The 15,068-nt window shown below is 67.6% G+C and carries 14 protein-coding genes; all 14 read right to left on the reverse strand.

Features of this window, described 5'->3' with window-relative positions; genetic code table 11:
- Nucleotides 1-139 precede the first annotated feature (139 nt).
- The 14 genes from purF to leuB all read right to left on the reverse strand — a co-directional run bounded on the left by purF (nucleotide 140) and on the right by leuB (nucleotide 15,022).
- Nucleotides 140-1,672 carry an amidophosphoribosyltransferase gene (gene purF, locus DIE23_RS08775; protein ID WP_124611754.1) on the reverse strand — a complete coding sequence of 511 codons (1,533 nt, stop codon included), beginning with the start codon at nucleotides 1,670-1,672 and terminating at the stop codon, nucleotides 140-142.
- 52 nt (nucleotides 1,673-1,724) lie between these two features.
- The gene (locus DIE23_RS08780; RefSeq protein ID WP_124611755.1) at nucleotides 1,725-2,219 is read right to left on the reverse strand and encodes a CvpA family protein; all 495 of its coding nucleotides are present in this window, start codon (nucleotides 2,217-2,219) and stop codon (nucleotides 1,725-1,727) included.
- A 6-nt stretch (nucleotides 2,220-2,225) separates the two neighbouring features.
- Nucleotides 2,226-3,080: an SPOR domain-containing protein gene (locus tag DIE23_RS08785; RefSeq protein WP_124611756.1), complete on the reverse strand. Its 855-nt coding sequence runs from the start codon at nucleotides 3,078-3,080 to the stop codon at nucleotides 2,226-2,228.
- 29 nt (nucleotides 3,081-3,109) lie between these two features.
- Nucleotides 3,110-4,420: a bifunctional tetrahydrofolate synthase/dihydrofolate synthase gene (gene folC / locus DIE23_RS08790; RefSeq protein ID WP_124611757.1), complete on the reverse strand. Its 1,311-nt coding sequence runs from the start codon at nucleotides 4,418-4,420 to the stop codon at nucleotides 3,110-3,112.
- A gap of 100 nt (nucleotides 4,421-4,520) precedes the next feature.
- Complete coding sequence (accD, locus tag DIE23_RS08795; RefSeq protein ID WP_006761962.1) at nucleotides 4,521-5,393, reverse strand: acetyl-CoA carboxylase, carboxyltransferase subunit beta; 873 nt, start codon at nucleotides 5,391-5,393, stop codon at nucleotides 4,521-4,523.
- 62 nt (nucleotides 5,394-5,455) lie between these two features.
- The gene (gene trpA, locus DIE23_RS08800; protein WP_124611758.1) at nucleotides 5,456-6,274 is read right to left on the reverse strand and encodes a tryptophan synthase subunit alpha; all 819 of its coding nucleotides are present in this window, start codon (nucleotides 6,272-6,274) and stop codon (nucleotides 5,456-5,458) included.
- Between the two features lie 41 nt (nucleotides 6,275-6,315).
- Entirely contained in the window at nucleotides 6,316-7,167 is an 852-nt protein-coding gene (locus tag DIE23_RS08805; RefSeq protein WP_124611759.1) for a site-specific DNA-methyltransferase, read from the reverse strand.
- A 9-nt stretch (nucleotides 7,168-7,176) separates the two neighbouring features.
- Nucleotides 7,177-8,370, reverse strand: coding sequence for a tryptophan synthase subunit beta (gene trpB / locus DIE23_RS08810; protein ID WP_124611760.1), 1,194 nt, complete (start codon nucleotides 8,368-8,370; stop codon nucleotides 7,177-7,179).
- A gap of 56 nt (nucleotides 8,371-8,426) precedes the next feature.
- The gene (locus DIE23_RS08815; protein ID WP_124611761.1) at nucleotides 8,427-9,128 is read right to left on the reverse strand and encodes a phosphoribosylanthranilate isomerase; all 702 of its coding nucleotides are present in this window, start codon (nucleotides 9,126-9,128) and stop codon (nucleotides 8,427-8,429) included.
- Complete coding sequence (gene truA, locus DIE23_RS08820) at nucleotides 9,125-9,937, reverse strand: tRNA pseudouridine(38-40) synthase TruA (RefSeq protein WP_185646410.1); 813 nt, start codon at nucleotides 9,935-9,937, stop codon at nucleotides 9,125-9,127. The genes DIE23_RS08815 and truA overlap by 4 nt, the downstream gene beginning before the upstream one ends.
- The gene (locus DIE23_RS08825; protein WP_124611763.1) at nucleotides 9,937-12,000 is read right to left on the reverse strand and encodes a FimV/HubP family polar landmark protein; all 2,064 of its coding nucleotides are present in this window, start codon (nucleotides 11,998-12,000) and stop codon (nucleotides 9,937-9,939) included. Before DIE23_RS08825 ends, truA begins: the two co-directional genes overlap by 1 nt.
- 511 nt (nucleotides 12,001-12,511) lie before the next feature.
- Nucleotides 12,512-13,633: an aspartate-semialdehyde dehydrogenase gene (asd, locus tag DIE23_RS08830; protein WP_059466419.1), complete on the reverse strand. Its 1,122-nt coding sequence runs from the start codon at nucleotides 13,631-13,633 to the stop codon at nucleotides 12,512-12,514.
- A gap of 82 nt (nucleotides 13,634-13,715) precedes the next feature.
- The gene (locus tag DIE23_RS40060; RefSeq protein ID WP_006754086.1) at nucleotides 13,716-13,835 is read right to left on the reverse strand and encodes a hypothetical protein; all 120 of its coding nucleotides are present in this window, start codon (nucleotides 13,833-13,835) and stop codon (nucleotides 13,716-13,718) included.
- Nucleotides 13,836-13,954: 119 nt separating this feature from the next.
- Nucleotides 13,955-15,022 carry a 3-isopropylmalate dehydrogenase gene (leuB, locus tag DIE23_RS08840; protein ID WP_124611764.1) on the reverse strand — a complete coding sequence of 356 codons (1,068 nt, stop codon included), beginning with the start codon at nucleotides 15,020-15,022 and terminating at the stop codon, nucleotides 13,955-13,957.
- Nucleotides 15,023-15,068: the final 46 nt, after the last annotated feature.

Raw genomic sequence — 15,068 nt, forward strand, 5'->3', positions numbered from 1 at the left:
GTACGACAGCGATCGACTCGGGCCGGCTGTCGCCGGCCTTCGCTTTAGCTGTTTTGGGAAGTCGCCCCGCGTCCGCAAGCTGAATCAAATCGACGCAAGACCACATCCTATCACGCTTCATCGGAAGCGTGCGCCGGCATCACTCCACCGACAACTGCAGGTTCATCTGCGAACGCGCGGTATCGCCGGCCGTGTCGCGATCGGCCTGCGACGCCGGTGCGAGACGGGCGCGCTCGATCGCATCGAGGTACTCGGGCGTCACGGCGCCGGTGATGTAGTTGCCATCGAAGCACGACGCCTCGAAGCGCTCGAGCTTCGGATTGATGTCGCGCACCGCGCGGCGCAGGTCGTCGACGTCCTGGTAGATCAGGTGGTCGGCGCCGATGATCTTCGCGACTTCCTCGTCGGTGCGGCCATGTGCGACCAGCTCGCCGCGCGTCGGCATGTCGATGCCGTACACGTTCGGGAACTTCACGGGCGGCGCCGCCGACGCGAAGATCACCGACTTCGCGCCCGCATCGCGCGCCATCTGCACGATCTCGTGCGAGGTCGTGCCGCGCACGATCGAGTCGTCGACGATCAGCACGTTCTTGTCCTTGAACTCGATGCTCATCGCATTGAGCTTCTGGCGCACCGACTTCTTGCGCACGGCCTGGCCCGGCATGATGAAGGTGCGGCCGACGTAGCGGTTCTTGAAGAAGCCTTCGCGATACTCGACGCCGAGCTTCGCGGCGACCTGCATCGCAGCCGGACGCGACGAATCGGGAATCGGCATCACGACGTCGATCGGCACGTTCGGCAGCTCGCGCTTGATCTTCTCGGCGAGGTAGTCGCCCATGCGCAGGCGCACGTTGTAGACGGGCACGCCGTCGAGGCACGAGTCCGGACGCGCGAGATACACGTATTCGAACATGCACGGATTCAGCGTCGGGTGCTCCGCGCACTGCTGGCTGTGGAAGTTGCCGGCCTTGTCGATGAAGATCGCTTCGCCCGGCTGCACGTCGCGCACGAATTCGAAACCGATGCCTTCGACCGCCACCGACTCCGACGCGACCATCCATTCGGTGCCGTGTTCGGTCTCGAGCTTGCCGATGCAGAGCGGGCGGATGCCGAACGGATCGCGGAACGCGAGCAGGCCGTAGCCGGCGATCAGCGACACGATCGCGTACGAGCCCTGCAGGCGGCGATGCACGCCCGCGACCGCCTTGAACACGGCGGCCGGATCGAGCTCGAGGCCCGTCGTCGCCAGTTGCAGCTCGTGCGCGAACACGTTGAGCAGTACTTCGCTGTCGGAATTGGTGTTGATGTGCCGGCGGTCGATCCGGAACATCTCGTCCTTCAGCTGTTCCCAGTTCGTCAGGTTGCCGTTGTGCGCGAGGATGATCCCGAACGGCGCGTTCACGTAGAACGGTTGCGCCTCGGCTTCGCTCGATGCCGAGCCGGCCGTCGGGTAGCGGACCTGGCCGATGCCGAAGGTGCCGGGCAGGCTGCGCATGTTGCGCGTGCGGAACACGTCGCGCACCATGCCGTTCGCCTTGTACATGTGGAAATTGCTGCCGTCCGCCGTCGCGATGCCCGCTGCGTCCTGACCGCGATGCTGCAGCAGCAGCAAGCTGTCATAGATCAGCTGATTGACCGGGGATTGGGAGATAACACCTACGATGCCGCACATGGCATGTCCTTCAAGATGACAAAATCGGTTCCGTCCTGCCCGGTGCGCGTCGTCAAACGCGCACGTACTGGGCCATGCCGTCGGGCAGGAGCTGCTTCAGCTCGTGCACGCCCTGTTCGGCGAAAGGACGCAAGAGCGCATTGCGCCAGAAATCCTGTTTGGGCAATTCGGTCAGCCCGGCCGCCGCGACCAGCAGCACCACCAGCACGCAGCCGCGAACGAGCCCGAACATCATGCCCAGCGAGCGATCGACCCCGCCGAGGCCCGTCGCCTGCGCGATTCGCGACAACAGCGCGTTCGCGACACCCGCGACGAACACCACGCCGATCACGATCAGCGCGAACGCGATCACCCACTGTGTCAGCGCGCCGCCCGGCCAGTTCGCCGGAATGTACGGCACCACCAGTCCGACATAGCGGGCCGCGATCACGACCGCCGCGATCCAGCCGATCAGCCCGAAAATCTCCGAGACGAAACCGCGCCACGCGCCACGCAGCGCAGACAACGCGATCACCGCCAATACAGCGTAGTCGAAAGCCGTCAGCATCGCACGTTACTGCGTCAGTCCGGCTTCGCGCACCTTCGCGATCGCGGCGGACGCCGCCGCGCGATCCGCGAATGGGCCGGCACGCAGCAGTGTAGCCGTGCTGCCGTCCGCCTGCTTGCTGTGCTCGACATATGCGGGCACGCCCGCCGATTTCAACTTGGTGGCCCACGAACGGGCCGTCGCGGCATCCTTGAACGAACCGAGCTGCACCGCGAAGCGCGCACCGGCCGGCGATGCCGGCGACGATGCGTCGCCGCTGTCGGCCGCGGCGTCGGCGTTCGCGACCGTCGCGGGCGCCGGCTTCGGCGCGACCGGCTTCGCCGCGGGAGCGGGAGCGGCCGTGGCCGGCTTGGCAGCGGGCTTCGGCGGCGTCACGCTCGCGGTGGTCGTCGAGGTCGAGGTATCGGGCTTCGCGGCCGGCTTGGCTGCATCCTTCGCCGCGGGCGCCGGAACGGCCGCCACCGCGACATCGGAGGCCGGCGGCTCGTCGTGCGCGACGCCCGCCTGCACGTCGGACGCGTCATCGTCACGCGGCGCGACCGACTGATGCGCGGGCCGGTTCGGGATGTCGATCGCGATGTCGTCCGTCACCGGCTTCGGGTGCGAATCGAGCACCATCGGCAGCACGATCACCGCGGCGACGACGAGCGCGATCGCGCCGACGAGACGCCGGCGGGCGCGTTGCTTTTCAGGAAGGGTCGGATCGAGGAGCAGTGCGTCCGATTCCGGACGCTCGGTGCGGCGCGTGCGTCGCTCGACGCGTTCAGTGCGCTCCGTGCGCACGTTCCGGGAGGCCCCGGTACGACCGCCGCGCCGCGGGGGCGCGTCGTCGTCTTTCTTGCCGAACGAGAAAATTCCCATGAATGGCTGAGTCCGAAACTGCCCGTCAGTCAGTGTTGCTGCGATTTCCGGTAGGCCATCACACCTGCCACCGTATGGAAACTGCCGAAAACCACGATTCTATCATTCTCGGATGCTCTTTTTAGTGCATCGCGAAACGCTTCAGCGGGCGACGCGAACCGCGTCACGCTCGAATCGGCCCCCTCCTCCACGCCGGCCTTGCGCAGCGCGGCTTCGAGCTGCTCCGCGCTCGCCGCGCGCGGCAGCGGCAGGTCGGTCACGCACCAGTGATCGACCTCGCCCTTCAGGTGCCGCAGCACGCCGTCGATGTCCTTGTCGTGCATCGCGCCGAACACCGCGTACGTGTACGGGAAGAAGCCCATGTTGCCGAGATTCTGCTCGAGCACGGCCGCCGCATGCGGGTTGTGCGCGACGTCCAGCACGATCGCCGGCTTGCCGGGCAGCACCTGGAAGCGCCCCGGCAACTCGACGTTCGCGAGCCCGAGCCGGATGTCCTGCGCGGACACCGGCAGCACCGGACGCAGCGCCTCAAGCGCGGCCAGCGCGGCCGACGCATTGATCAGCTGGTTCGCGCCGCGCAGCGACGGGTACGCGAGCGCCGGATAGCGCTTCTCGCGGCCGAGGTAGCTCCATTGCTGGCGCTCCGCGCCCGGCTGCGCCTCGTAGCGGAAATCGCGGCCGACCAGCCACAGGTCGGCGCCGATCGAAGCAGCATGGTCGACCAGCGTGCTCGGCACCAAGGGATCACCGCAGATCGCCGGCTTGCCCGCGCGGAAGATCCCCGCCTTCTCGAACGCGATCTTCTCGCGCGTGTCGCCGAGGTATTCGGTGTGATCGATGTCGATGCTCGTGACGATCGCGCAATCGGTATCGATGATGTTGACCGCATCGAGCCGGCCGCCGAGGCCGACTTCGAGGATCACCGCATCGAGCCCGCGCGACGCGAACAGGTGCAGGATCGCGAGCGTCGTGAATTCGAAGTACGTGAGCGACACCGGCTCGGGCAGCGACATGCGCGCCGCCTCGACGGCCTCGAAGTGCGGCAGCAGTTCGGCGTCGCTGACCTGCTGCCCGTTCACGCGCGCGCGCTCGCCGAATTCGAGCAGGTGCGGCGACGTGTGGCAGCCGACCTTGTAGCCCGCGTGAACGAGGATCGCCTCGAGGAACGCGCAGGTCGAACCCTTGCCGTTCGTGCCGCCGACCGTGATCACGGGGCACGCGAATTCGAGCTGCAGCGCCGCCTTGACCTGCCCGATGCGGGTGAGGCCCATGTCGATGCCGACCGGGTGCGCGCGTTCGAGATGCGAAAGCCACGCGTCGAGAGTGGGAAAAGTGCTCATCGGATCAAATCTGAATCGGTACCGCCACTACGCCAAAAAACGAAACGCGCCGCCCGGCGGTTCAGCCAGGCGACGCGCGCAGTTCACAACGCCGCGCCAATCAGGCCAGCGCGTCGGCCGGCTGTCGCTGCAGCAGCGCGAGCAGTTGCGCGATCTCGTCGCGCATCTTGCGGCGGTCGACGATCATGTCGATCGCGCCCGTCGTCAGCAGGAATTCCGCGCGCTGGAAGCCTTCCGGCAGCTTCTCGCGAACCGTCTGCTCGATCACGCGCGGACCGGCGAAGCCGATCAGCGCCTTCGGTTCGGCGATCACGACGTCGCCGAGGAACGCGAAGCTCGCCGACACGCCGCCCATCGTCGGGTCGGTCAGCACCGAGATGAACGGCAGCTTGGCTTCGGCCAGCTTGGTCAGCATCGCGGTGGTCTTGGCCATCTGCATCAGCGACAGCAGGCTTTCCTGCATCCGCGCGCCGCCCGACGCGGTGAAGCAGATGAACGGCACCTGCTGCTCGAGCGCGTTCTGCGCGCCGCGCGCGAAGCGCTCGCCGACGACCGAACCCATCGAGCCGCCCATGAACGAGAACTCGAAGCAGGCCGCGACCACCGGCAGCGTATGGATCGCGCCACCCATCACCACCATCGCGTCGGTCTCGCCCGTTTCGTCCATCGCTTCCTTCAGACGATCGGGATACTTGCGGCTGTCCTTGAACTTCAGCGAGTCGACCGGCACGATTTCCTGGCCGATTTCGTAGCGGCCTTCCGGATCGAGCAGCCCGTCGAGACGCTCGCGCGCGCCGATGCGCATGTGGTGATCGCACTTCGGGCACACGTGCAGGTTCGCGTCCACGTCGTTGCGGTACAGCACGGCCTCGCAGGACGGGCACTTGACCCACAGGCCTTCCGGAATGCCCTTGCGGCTTTTCGGGTCGGTCTGCTTGATCTTCGGCGGCAACAGTTTGTCGAGCCAGCTCATCGTATGGTTTCCTGTTCCGTGGCGGGACGGGCCAACCGGCCCGTTCCCGCTTCCTGTTGTGTTTATCGCGCCGTCTTGCCGGCGCCGTCCAGGGCGGCGCGCAGCTCGGCGATGAATGTCTTCAGCGCGGCGGCGGCCCCTTCCGGCGCGGCGCTCTCGAGCAGCTGCACCAGGCGGCTGCCGATCACGACGGCGTCCGACACTTCGGCCACCGCACGCGCCGTTGCGGCGTCGCGGATGCCGAAGCCGACGCCCACCGGAACCGGCACGCGCGACTTGATGGCCGGGATTTTACCCGCAATGCTCGAAACATCCAGATTTCCGGCGCCGGTCACGCCCTTGAGCGACACGTAGTACACGTAGCCGCTCGCGATCTTGCCCACGTCGGCGATGCGTTCGTCGGTCGACGTCGGCGCGAGCAGGAAGATCGGATCGATCTGCGCGGCACGCATTTTCTCGGCGAACACGCCCGCTTCCTCGGGCGGATAGTCGACGACGAGCACGCCGTCGACGCCGGCCGCCTGCGCTTCGGTCGCGAACGTGTCGACGCCCATCCGCTCGATCGGGTTCGCATAGCCCATCAGCACGACGGGGGTTTTCTGGTCGGTCTCGCGGAAGCGCTTCACGTCGGCGAGCACGCTTTTCAGCGTGACGCCACGCGCGAGCGCGCGTTCCGACGAGCGCTGGATCACCGGGCCGTCGGCCATCGGGTCCGAGAACGGCACGCCGAGCTCGATCACGTCGGCGCCGCCTTCGGCGAGCGCGTGCATGAATTCGACGGTCTTCGCGGGATCGGGGTCGCCGGCCGTGATGAACGGGATCAGGCCCTTGCGGCCTTGTTCGGCGAGTGCGGCGAAGGTCTGCTGGATACGGGAGGACATGGCAATTTTCCTTGATGCGATCGGCGACTCGGCGGCGCGACTCACGCGCACGCCGGCGCGGCGAGCACGCTCACGCGCTCGCGCGCGATCGCGCAATAACTTTCGTTGATCTCGTAGCCGACGAAGTCGCGCCCCTGCCGTGCGCAGGCCACTGCGGTCGTGCCGCTGCCCATGAACGGATCGAGCACGCGGCCGCCCGGCGGGCAGCTTGCGAGCACCATCCGCTCGATGATTTCCAGCGGCTTCTGGGTCGGATGATCGACGCGCTCCGCGTGCTGCCGATGCAGGCGCGAGACCGACCAGACGTCCTTCGGGTTGTAGCCCATCTCCAGCCACTTGCTGCCTTCGAACAGCTTGCGCGAGCGGGCCTTCTTCGTGTCGGCGTCGTACGGGATGCGGACCGGATCGAGATCGAAGTAATACGCCCTGGAAACCGCGAAAAAGCCGATGTTGTCGTGCACCGACGTGAAACGGCGCGTCGTGCCGCCCATGCTCGGCACGCGCCGGTCCCAGATGATCTCGTTGACCATCGTGAGCTTCGTCTTCAGGAAACTGAAGATTTCCGGCGCGTACTGCCACGTGCAGAAGATGTACATCGACCCGCTCGGCTTCAGCTTCGGAATCGCGAGCTCGAGCCACTCGCGCGTCCACGCGAGGAAATCGTCGCCCGAACGCTTGTCCGAGTCGTTGCCGTAGTCCTTGCCGAGCCCGTACGGCGGATCGGCGACGATCAGGTCGATCGACGCATCCGGCAGGCGCGCGGCTTCGGTCATGAAATCGCGGTTGTGCAGCTCGATCCCGGACGGCAGCGCGCGCGGCACGGCGACGGCAGGCTGCACCGCCTCCGCTTCGCTCGCGGCGCCGCCGCCCGGTTGTTCGATCAGGTCACGCATCGGTCGGGGTCAGAGCGCGATGCCCGATCGCTCGGCGACCGTGTGCATGTCCTTGTCGCCGCGGCCCGACAGGTTGACGAGCAGGATCTTGTCCTTCGGCAACGTCGGCGCGAGCTTCACGCCATACGCGATCGCGTGGCTCGACTCGAGCGCGGGGATGATCCCCTCGATCCGGCAGCAGTCGTGGAACGCCTTCAGCGCTTCCTCGTCGGTGATCGCCACGTACTGCGCGCGGCCGCTGTCCTTCAGCCATGCGTGCTCGGGGCCGACGCCCGGATAGTCGAGACCCGCCGACACCGAATGCGTCTCGATGATCTGACCGTTGTCGTCCTGCAGCAGGTACGTGCGGTTGCCGTGCAGCACGCCGGGGCTGCCAGCAATCAGCGAAGCCGCGTGACGACCGGTGTCGAGGCCGTCGCCGGCCGCTTCGACGCCGATCAACTGCACGGAGGTATCGTCGATGTACGGATAGAAGATGCCCATCGCGTTCGAGCCGCCGCCGACGCACGCAATCACCGCGTCCGGCTGCCGGCCGGCGAGCTCGGGCATCTGCACCTTGCACTCGTCGCCGATCACGCGCTGGAAGTCGCGCACCATCGCCGGATACGGGTGCGGGCCCGCGACCGTGCCGATGATGTAGAACGTGCTTTCGATGTTCGTGACCCAGTCGCGCATCGCTTCGTTCAGCGCGTCCTTCAGCGTGCGCGAACCCGATTCGACCGGCACGACCGTCGCGCCGAGCAGCTTCATCCGGTAGACGTTCGCGGCCTGGCGGCGCACGTCCTCGGCGCCCATGTAGACGATGCACTCCATCCCGAAGCGCGCGCAGATCGTCGCCGTCGCGACGCCGTGCTGGCCGGCGCCCGTCTCGGCGATCACGCGCTTCTTGCCCATCCGCTTCGCGAGCAGCGCCTGGCCGATCACGTTGTTGATCTTGTGCGCGCCGGTGTGGTTCAGGTCCTCGCGCTTCAGGTAGATCTGCGCGCCGCCGAGCGTCTCGCTCCAGCGCTGCGCGTGATAGATCGGTGACGGACGGCCGACGAAATACTTCAGTTCGCGCTCGTATTCGGCGACGAAATCGGGGTCGTTGCGGAATTTTTCATACGCCGCGCGCAGTTCGTCCAGCGCGTGAATCAGCGTTTCGGCGACGAACACGCCGCCATACGGGCCGAAGTGGCCGCGATCATCAGGAAGGTTGTACATGGTGTCACTCTCGATTGGTCGATGCGCGCCGCTTTTCGGGGCCGCACCGACTTGCATCACCCGGCGTCCGCTTCGCGCACCGCGCGTACGAACGCCGCCATCCGGGCGTGATCCTTCACGCCCTTCGCGCCCTCCACTTCGATGCCACTCGAGACATCGACAGCAAACGGGCGCAACTGGCGGATCGCATCACCGACGTTTTGCGCGTTCAAGCCACCACTCAAAACGGCCCGATGCGCGAGCTCTGCGGGAATAAGTGACCAATCGAAGACCTTGCCGCTACCGCCGTAGTCCGGCACCAGGGTGTCGAACAGGAGGCCGCGCGCTTTCGAATAATGAAGAGCCGATTCTACCAAATCGGCCGGCTGCGTCGAGGGGCCGACGCGCACTGCGCGCAACCACGGCAGGCGGGCCGCGCGGCCGAGGGCGTCGCACTGCTCGGGCGTCTCGTCGCCGTGGAATTGCAGCACCGTGAGCGGCACGTCGCGCACAACGGCCTCGATCTCGGCTTCGGTCGCGTTCACGAACAGCCCGACCACCGACACGAACGGCGGCGCGAGGCGTGCGAGCTCGGCCGCCTGGGCGATCGACACCGCGCGCGGGCTCTTCGGATAGAACACGAGGCCGATCGCATCGGCGCCGAGCGCGGCGGCATGCAGCACGTCCTCGGGGCGCGACAGGCCGCACAGCTTGATGCGCGTGCGCGGCGCGAGGCCGGCCGCGGCGGGAGTCGAAGGAGACACGGCGTGATCCGTCATGGTTGTGGGTCCAGGTCGGCCCAGACGCTGCTCCACGGCACGCTGCCGAGCTGCGCGGGCGGGACGGCGAATTCCGCCGGGTAGCCGACATGGGCGAGATACAGCCCGTCGGCCATGAACGTGGGCGCGGCGAGATTGCGGTCGCGCCCGGCCAGCACGTCGGCCAACCAGTCCACCGGGTAGCGGCCGCGCCCGACCGCGACGAGGCAGCCCATCAGGTTGCGCACCATGTGGTGCAGGAACGCGTTCGCACGGAAGCGGAAATGAAGGAAGTGGCCCGCGCGCCGCACGTCGATCTGGTACAGGTGTTTGACCGGCGTCTTCGACTGGCATTCCGACGACCGGAACGACGAGAAGTCGTGCTCGCCGATCAGGTGCGCGGCGGCGGCGCGCATCGCGTCGTCGTCGAGCGGCGTGTGGATCCAGCCCGCACGGCCGGCCAGCATCGGCGAGCGCACGGGATGCACGTACAGCGCGTAGTAGTAGGTGCGTTCGAACGCCGAGAAACGCGCGTGGAACGTGTCCGGCATCGGTTTCGCCCACTGTACCGAAACGGTCGGCGGCAGGAACGCGTTGGTGCCGCGCACCCACGAGAAATCCGCGCGGTCGAGCGCCGTGTCGAAGTGCACGACCTGCCCGAGTCCGTGCACGCCCGTGTCGGTCCGCCCCGCGACCGTCGTGTGCAGCGGCACGCACGCGAATTCGCCAAGTGCGCGCTCGAGTGCGTCCTGGACGGTCTTGCCGTGCGGCTGCGCCTGCCAGCCGCAGAACGCGGCGCCGTCGTACTGAATCCCCAGCGCGATCCGCATCACGCCTCTTCCGCCAGTTTCGCGAGCAGCGCGCGCGCATCGTCGCGCGTCGCGACGTCGTTCGCATCGACCACTTCCTGCAGCAGCGTACGCGCGCCGGACAGGTCGCCCAACTCGACGTACTCGGATGCGAGATCCAGCTTGTTGCGGGCAATGCGCGCGAGCTCTTCCGGCGTCAGCGCGGGCAGCACGGCACCCGGCGCGGACGGCAGGTCGAGATCGAAATCCAACTTCAACGCACCGAACTGCGCGCCGCCCAGCGGCGGCAGCGACGACGGCGCGGACACGCCACCCGCGTGAGGCGCGGGCGTGGCCGCATCCGGATCCCAGTCGAACTCGTCGTCCTGGTCGGCCGGATGTTCCGGGGACAGATCGCTCGCACCAATCGGCGGGTGCGATACGGATGGACCGTTAGTTGCGATTTGCTCGCTTTCAGCTTGCCCTTCCCGGGCGGGCATCTCCTCTGCCGTCCGCGGCGGCAACGGCATGTCGAGGCTGTTGAGCGCGCTGATCGCGTTCTGCATCAGCGCCGCGTGCTGGGCGTCGTTCGTCTCGGGCGCGGCGGGCGCTTCGATCGGCGCGTCGGCAGCCGTTTCCGCTTCCGGGACCGGCTTTACGTCGTGCGCAGCCGGTGCTGCGTCGTGCTCCAACGCGGCATGCGCGGACGGCACGTCCTGTTGGTCGTCATGGGGCTTCACCGCTTCCTGCGACGACGACACATCGGCATCGCGCGTATCGGCCACCTCCGCCGCTGCCGCGGCGGCCGAAACGAGATTCATGTCGGTGGCCGCGTCGCGGGCAACCGGCGTCCCGGGCAAGATCGGCGGCAACGGTTCGACGGATGACGACGTTACGCCGACATCGGCAGCCGCTGCGCCGGCTGACTCGGTCGCAACCGCGTCGGCAGGCCGCGCCTTCCGGCGCTTGCGCCACGCGAACCCGGCAGCGAGGGCGATCACGGCCGCGCCAGCCGCCGCGGCCGGGCGCCAGTCGATCTGCTCGGAACCACGCGCGGGCGGCGTCGCCGTCACCGGCACGGCCGGCTGCGCGGGCGCCGATGCCGACTGCACCGCGCTGGCGGCCACACCGGACGCCGCCTCGCTCGCGGCGGGCGACGACGCGGCAGCGGATGCGCCTGCGTCATTCGCGGCCGGGCGCGGCGCAGCGGGTGCCGGTGCCGGCACGGGCGCAACGTTGTTCGTCGCGGCCGGCTTGCCGATCCCATGTTTCTGCAGTTCCATCAGTACGCGGTTCTTCAGCGCGAGCAATTGCTGCAGGCTCGACGGCCGCGGCTGCGACGCGCCCGCGACGGGTGCCGCCGCGGACGGTTCGTGCATGCCTTGAGCCGGGCCGCCCTGCGCAGGCTGGACGGCGGCTTCGCTTGCGGACGACGGGGCGGACTGGATCGCGCCGCTCCACACGTGCGGTCCGCTTGCACCGGCCGCAGGCGCTGCCGGCTGACCGGGTTCGACCGTCGACGCGCCATGCGCGGCGGACGCGCCGATGGAAGCCGACGCCCCTGCCGCGGCTGCCGCCACCGCGACGCTCGCGCCGCTGACCGGCACCGCATGCGCAGCCGGTGCGGCCGGCGCCGTTTGCACGGCCGACCCCGGATGCGGCGCGGACGCGCCATGCTGCGCAACCGCGACCGTGCCCGACGCGGCAGCCGCCGCAGACGCTGCCGATGCACCGGACGCACCGGCCGGCACGAGCGCCGCGCCCGTCGCGTCGAGCGCCGGCACCGTCAGCGTCGCGCCGACTTTCAGGCGGCTCGGGTCGCGCTTCATGAACGCCTGCGGGTTGGCGTCGAACAGCGCGCGGCCGGCGCGCGCGAGCACGCCCGGGTCGTGCGACTGCGTGGCCGCCTTCGCGAGATCGTTCAACGACTGGCCCGGCTGGACCGTCACGGTGAGCGGCGCGGGGCCGCCTGCGGCGGAAGCCGGCAGTTCGCCGGTGCCGGCCGCCCAGGCCGACGCGGCCGCGCCGAGTGCCAGGATCGCCAGCGCGCCACGCACGGCGCGCGACAGACGGGACTGACGCGGAAACAAGGAAATTCGGGACATCGTAGGCTCTATCGCCGCGCGCGGGCGCGGCTCGGATTCGCGTAGGGAAGCGTCAATAAAGTCGCCGCAGAAATGCAAAAGCGTCGCGCAGAACGCGACGCTTTCGGCGGCTCTGCGCGTCGTAACCGCATAGTTTACTTCACGCGATCGGGTTCCGGCCGAATTCGTCGCCGGCGGATGCGGCCGTCCATCCCCGCGCAGCGGAACGACCGCTGCCCGCACCGGGCCGCCGGCGCGCGGAACGCGCGACTGCCAAGCCGACTGCCGCAATGAATCGCGCGCGGCAGTTTTATCAAAAAAAGAATATCAATCAATGGAAATCGGGGTGGCAGCATCGCCCCCCGGAACGAATTCGGTCCCCTATCGTTCGCGTTGCTTCATCCTCTTGCAAGCGCCCCGGGGTTCTCGCACGCGGGCCGGGCCAACCAATAAAAAAACGCCTGCCGCCCCGCAAAGGGCTGGCAGGCGTTTCGCGTCGCGCGCCGACGAGACGCGCAGCGCGGCCTGATCCTTACTTGTCGAGCAGGATGCGCAGCATGCGGCGCAGCGGCTCGGCCGCGCCCCACAGCAACTGGTCGCCGACCGTGAACGCGGACAGGTATTCGCCGCCCATCGCGAGCTTGCGCAGGCGACCGACCGGCACGGTCAGCGTGCCGGTGATCTTCGCCGGCGACAGGTCGCGCATCGACGCTTCGCGCTCGTTCGGCACGACCTTCACCCAGTCGTTCGCCGACGCGAGAATGCCGTTGATTTCGTCGAGCGGGACATCCTTCTTCAGCTTGATCGTCAGCGCCTGCGAGTGGCAGCGCATCGCGCCGATCCGCACGCACAGGCCGTCGACCGGGATCGAGCCCGGCTCGCCCATGGCCGGCTTGCCGAGGATCTTGTTGGTTTCCGCGCCGCCCTTCCACTCTTCCTTCGACATCCCGTTGCCGAGATCCTTGTCGATCCACGGAATCAGCGAACCGGCGAGCGGCACGCCGAATTGGCTGGTCGGCATCGCATCGCTGTTCATCGTCGCGAGCACGCGGCGGTCGATGTCGAGAATCGCGGAAGCCGGATCGGCGAGCTGTTCCTGCACCGAACCGTGCAGCGCGCCCATCTGCGACAGCAGTTCGCGCATGTTCTGCGCGCCCGCGCCCGATGCGGCCTGGTAGGTCATCGCCGTCATCCAGTCGACGAGGTTCTCGCGGAACAGGCCGCCGAGCGCCATCAGCATCAGGCTGACCGTGCAGTTGCCGCCGACGAAGTTCTTCGTGCCCTTGACGAGCGCGTCCTTGATCACGTCGAGGTTGACCGGATCGAGGATGATGACCGCGTCGTCCTGCATCCGCAGCGACGAGGCCGCATCGATCCAGTAGCCGTTCCAGCCGGCCGCGCGCAGCTTCGGGAACACGTCGTTCGTGTAGTCGCCGCCCTGGCACGTGATGATCACGTCGCACTTCTTCAGCTCGTCGACGTTGGTCGCGTCCTTGAGCGTAGTCTCGTTTTTCGCGAACGACGGCGCCTTGCCGCCCGTATTGCTGGTGCTGAAAAACACCGGTTCGATCAGGTCGAAATCACCTTCTTCCTGCATGCGCTGCATCAGCACGCTGCCGACCATGCCGCGCCAACCTACGAGACCTACGTTCATGACTAACCCTTTGAATGGAGCTTCCCCGCCATTTCCGCCCCCGGCGTGACCGCGCGGGGAAACAGGCGGGCACGACGGACGATCAGCGTTTAATGATCGTTTTCGTGGTAATGGTTTTCGTGATGACGATGGCGCGCGTACCCGCACGGGCAATGTTGCCGTGGAGTTTCAGGACCGGGGAGATCAGGGAAATCAGCGCCATCGTTCGAGTCTACACAAAGCCGGTTGCCCGCACAACGGCCAACCGCGCGCGAACCGGCCGATTTCGCGGCCCGTTCGCGCCCTTTCTACATTAACTGCCGTACTGCATTGCCGTGCGCGTTACAGCGCGGCGACCACCGCATCGCCCATCGCCGCCGTGCCGACCTGCTTGCAGCCCGGCGTCGCGATATCGCCGGTGCGATAGCCTTGTTCGAGCACCGTTTTCACGGCGCGCTCGATGCGATCGGCCTGCTCCGCGCGATTCAGCGAGTAGCGCAGCAGCATCGCGGCCGACAGGATCGTCGCCAGCGGGTTCGCGATGCCCTTGCCCGCGATGTCCGGCGCCGAACCGTGCGACGGCTCGTACAGGCCCTTGTTGTTCTTGTCGAGCGACGCCGACGGCAGCATGCCGATCGAGCCCGTCAGCATCGACGCTTCATCCGACAGGATGTCGCCGAACATGTTGCCGGTCACGATCACGTCGAACTGCTTCGGCGCCTTCGCGAGCTGCATTGCCGCGTTGTCGACGTACATGTGCGACAGCTCGACGTCCGCGTATTCCTTCGACACGTCGATCATGATGTCGCGCCAGAACTGCGACGTTTCCAGCACGTTCGACTTGTCGACCGACAGTAGCTTCTTCGCGCGCTTTCGCGCTGCCTGGAACGCGACGTGCGCGATGCGGCGCACTTCCGGTTCCGAGTACCGCATCGTGTCGAAGCCCTCGCGCGCGCCGGCGAACGGGCCGTCCGGCGCTGCGCGCACGCCGCGCGGCTGGCCGAAGTAGATGTCGCCGTTCAGTTCGCGCACGATCAGGATGTCGAGGCCCGCGACGAGTTCCGGCTTCAGCGGCGACGCATCGACGAGTTGCGGATAGCAGATCGCCGGGCGGAAGTTCGCGAACAGCTCGAGATGCTTGCGCAGCCCGAGGATCGCCTGCTCGGGGCGCAGCGCGCGCTCGAGCGAGTCGTACTTCCAGTCGCCGACCGCGCCGAACAGGATCGCGTCGGCTTCCTTCGCGAGCGCAAGCGTCGCGTCCGGCAGCGGATGACCGCTCGCCTCGTAGCCTGCGCCGCCAACCGGCGCATGCTCGAGTTCGAACTTCTCGTCGAGGGCGTTCAGCACCTTGACCGCTTCGTTGACGATTTCCGGACCGATGCCGTCGCCGGGCAGCACTGCAATCTTCATGCGTTATTCCTGACTGGGTAGGTGTGGGTGGCAGGTCGACGAGCGC

Source organism: Burkholderia sp. Bp9143 (genome assembly GCF_003853645.1).
Classification (GTDB): domain Bacteria; phylum Pseudomonadota; class Gammaproteobacteria; order Burkholderiales; family Burkholderiaceae; genus Burkholderia.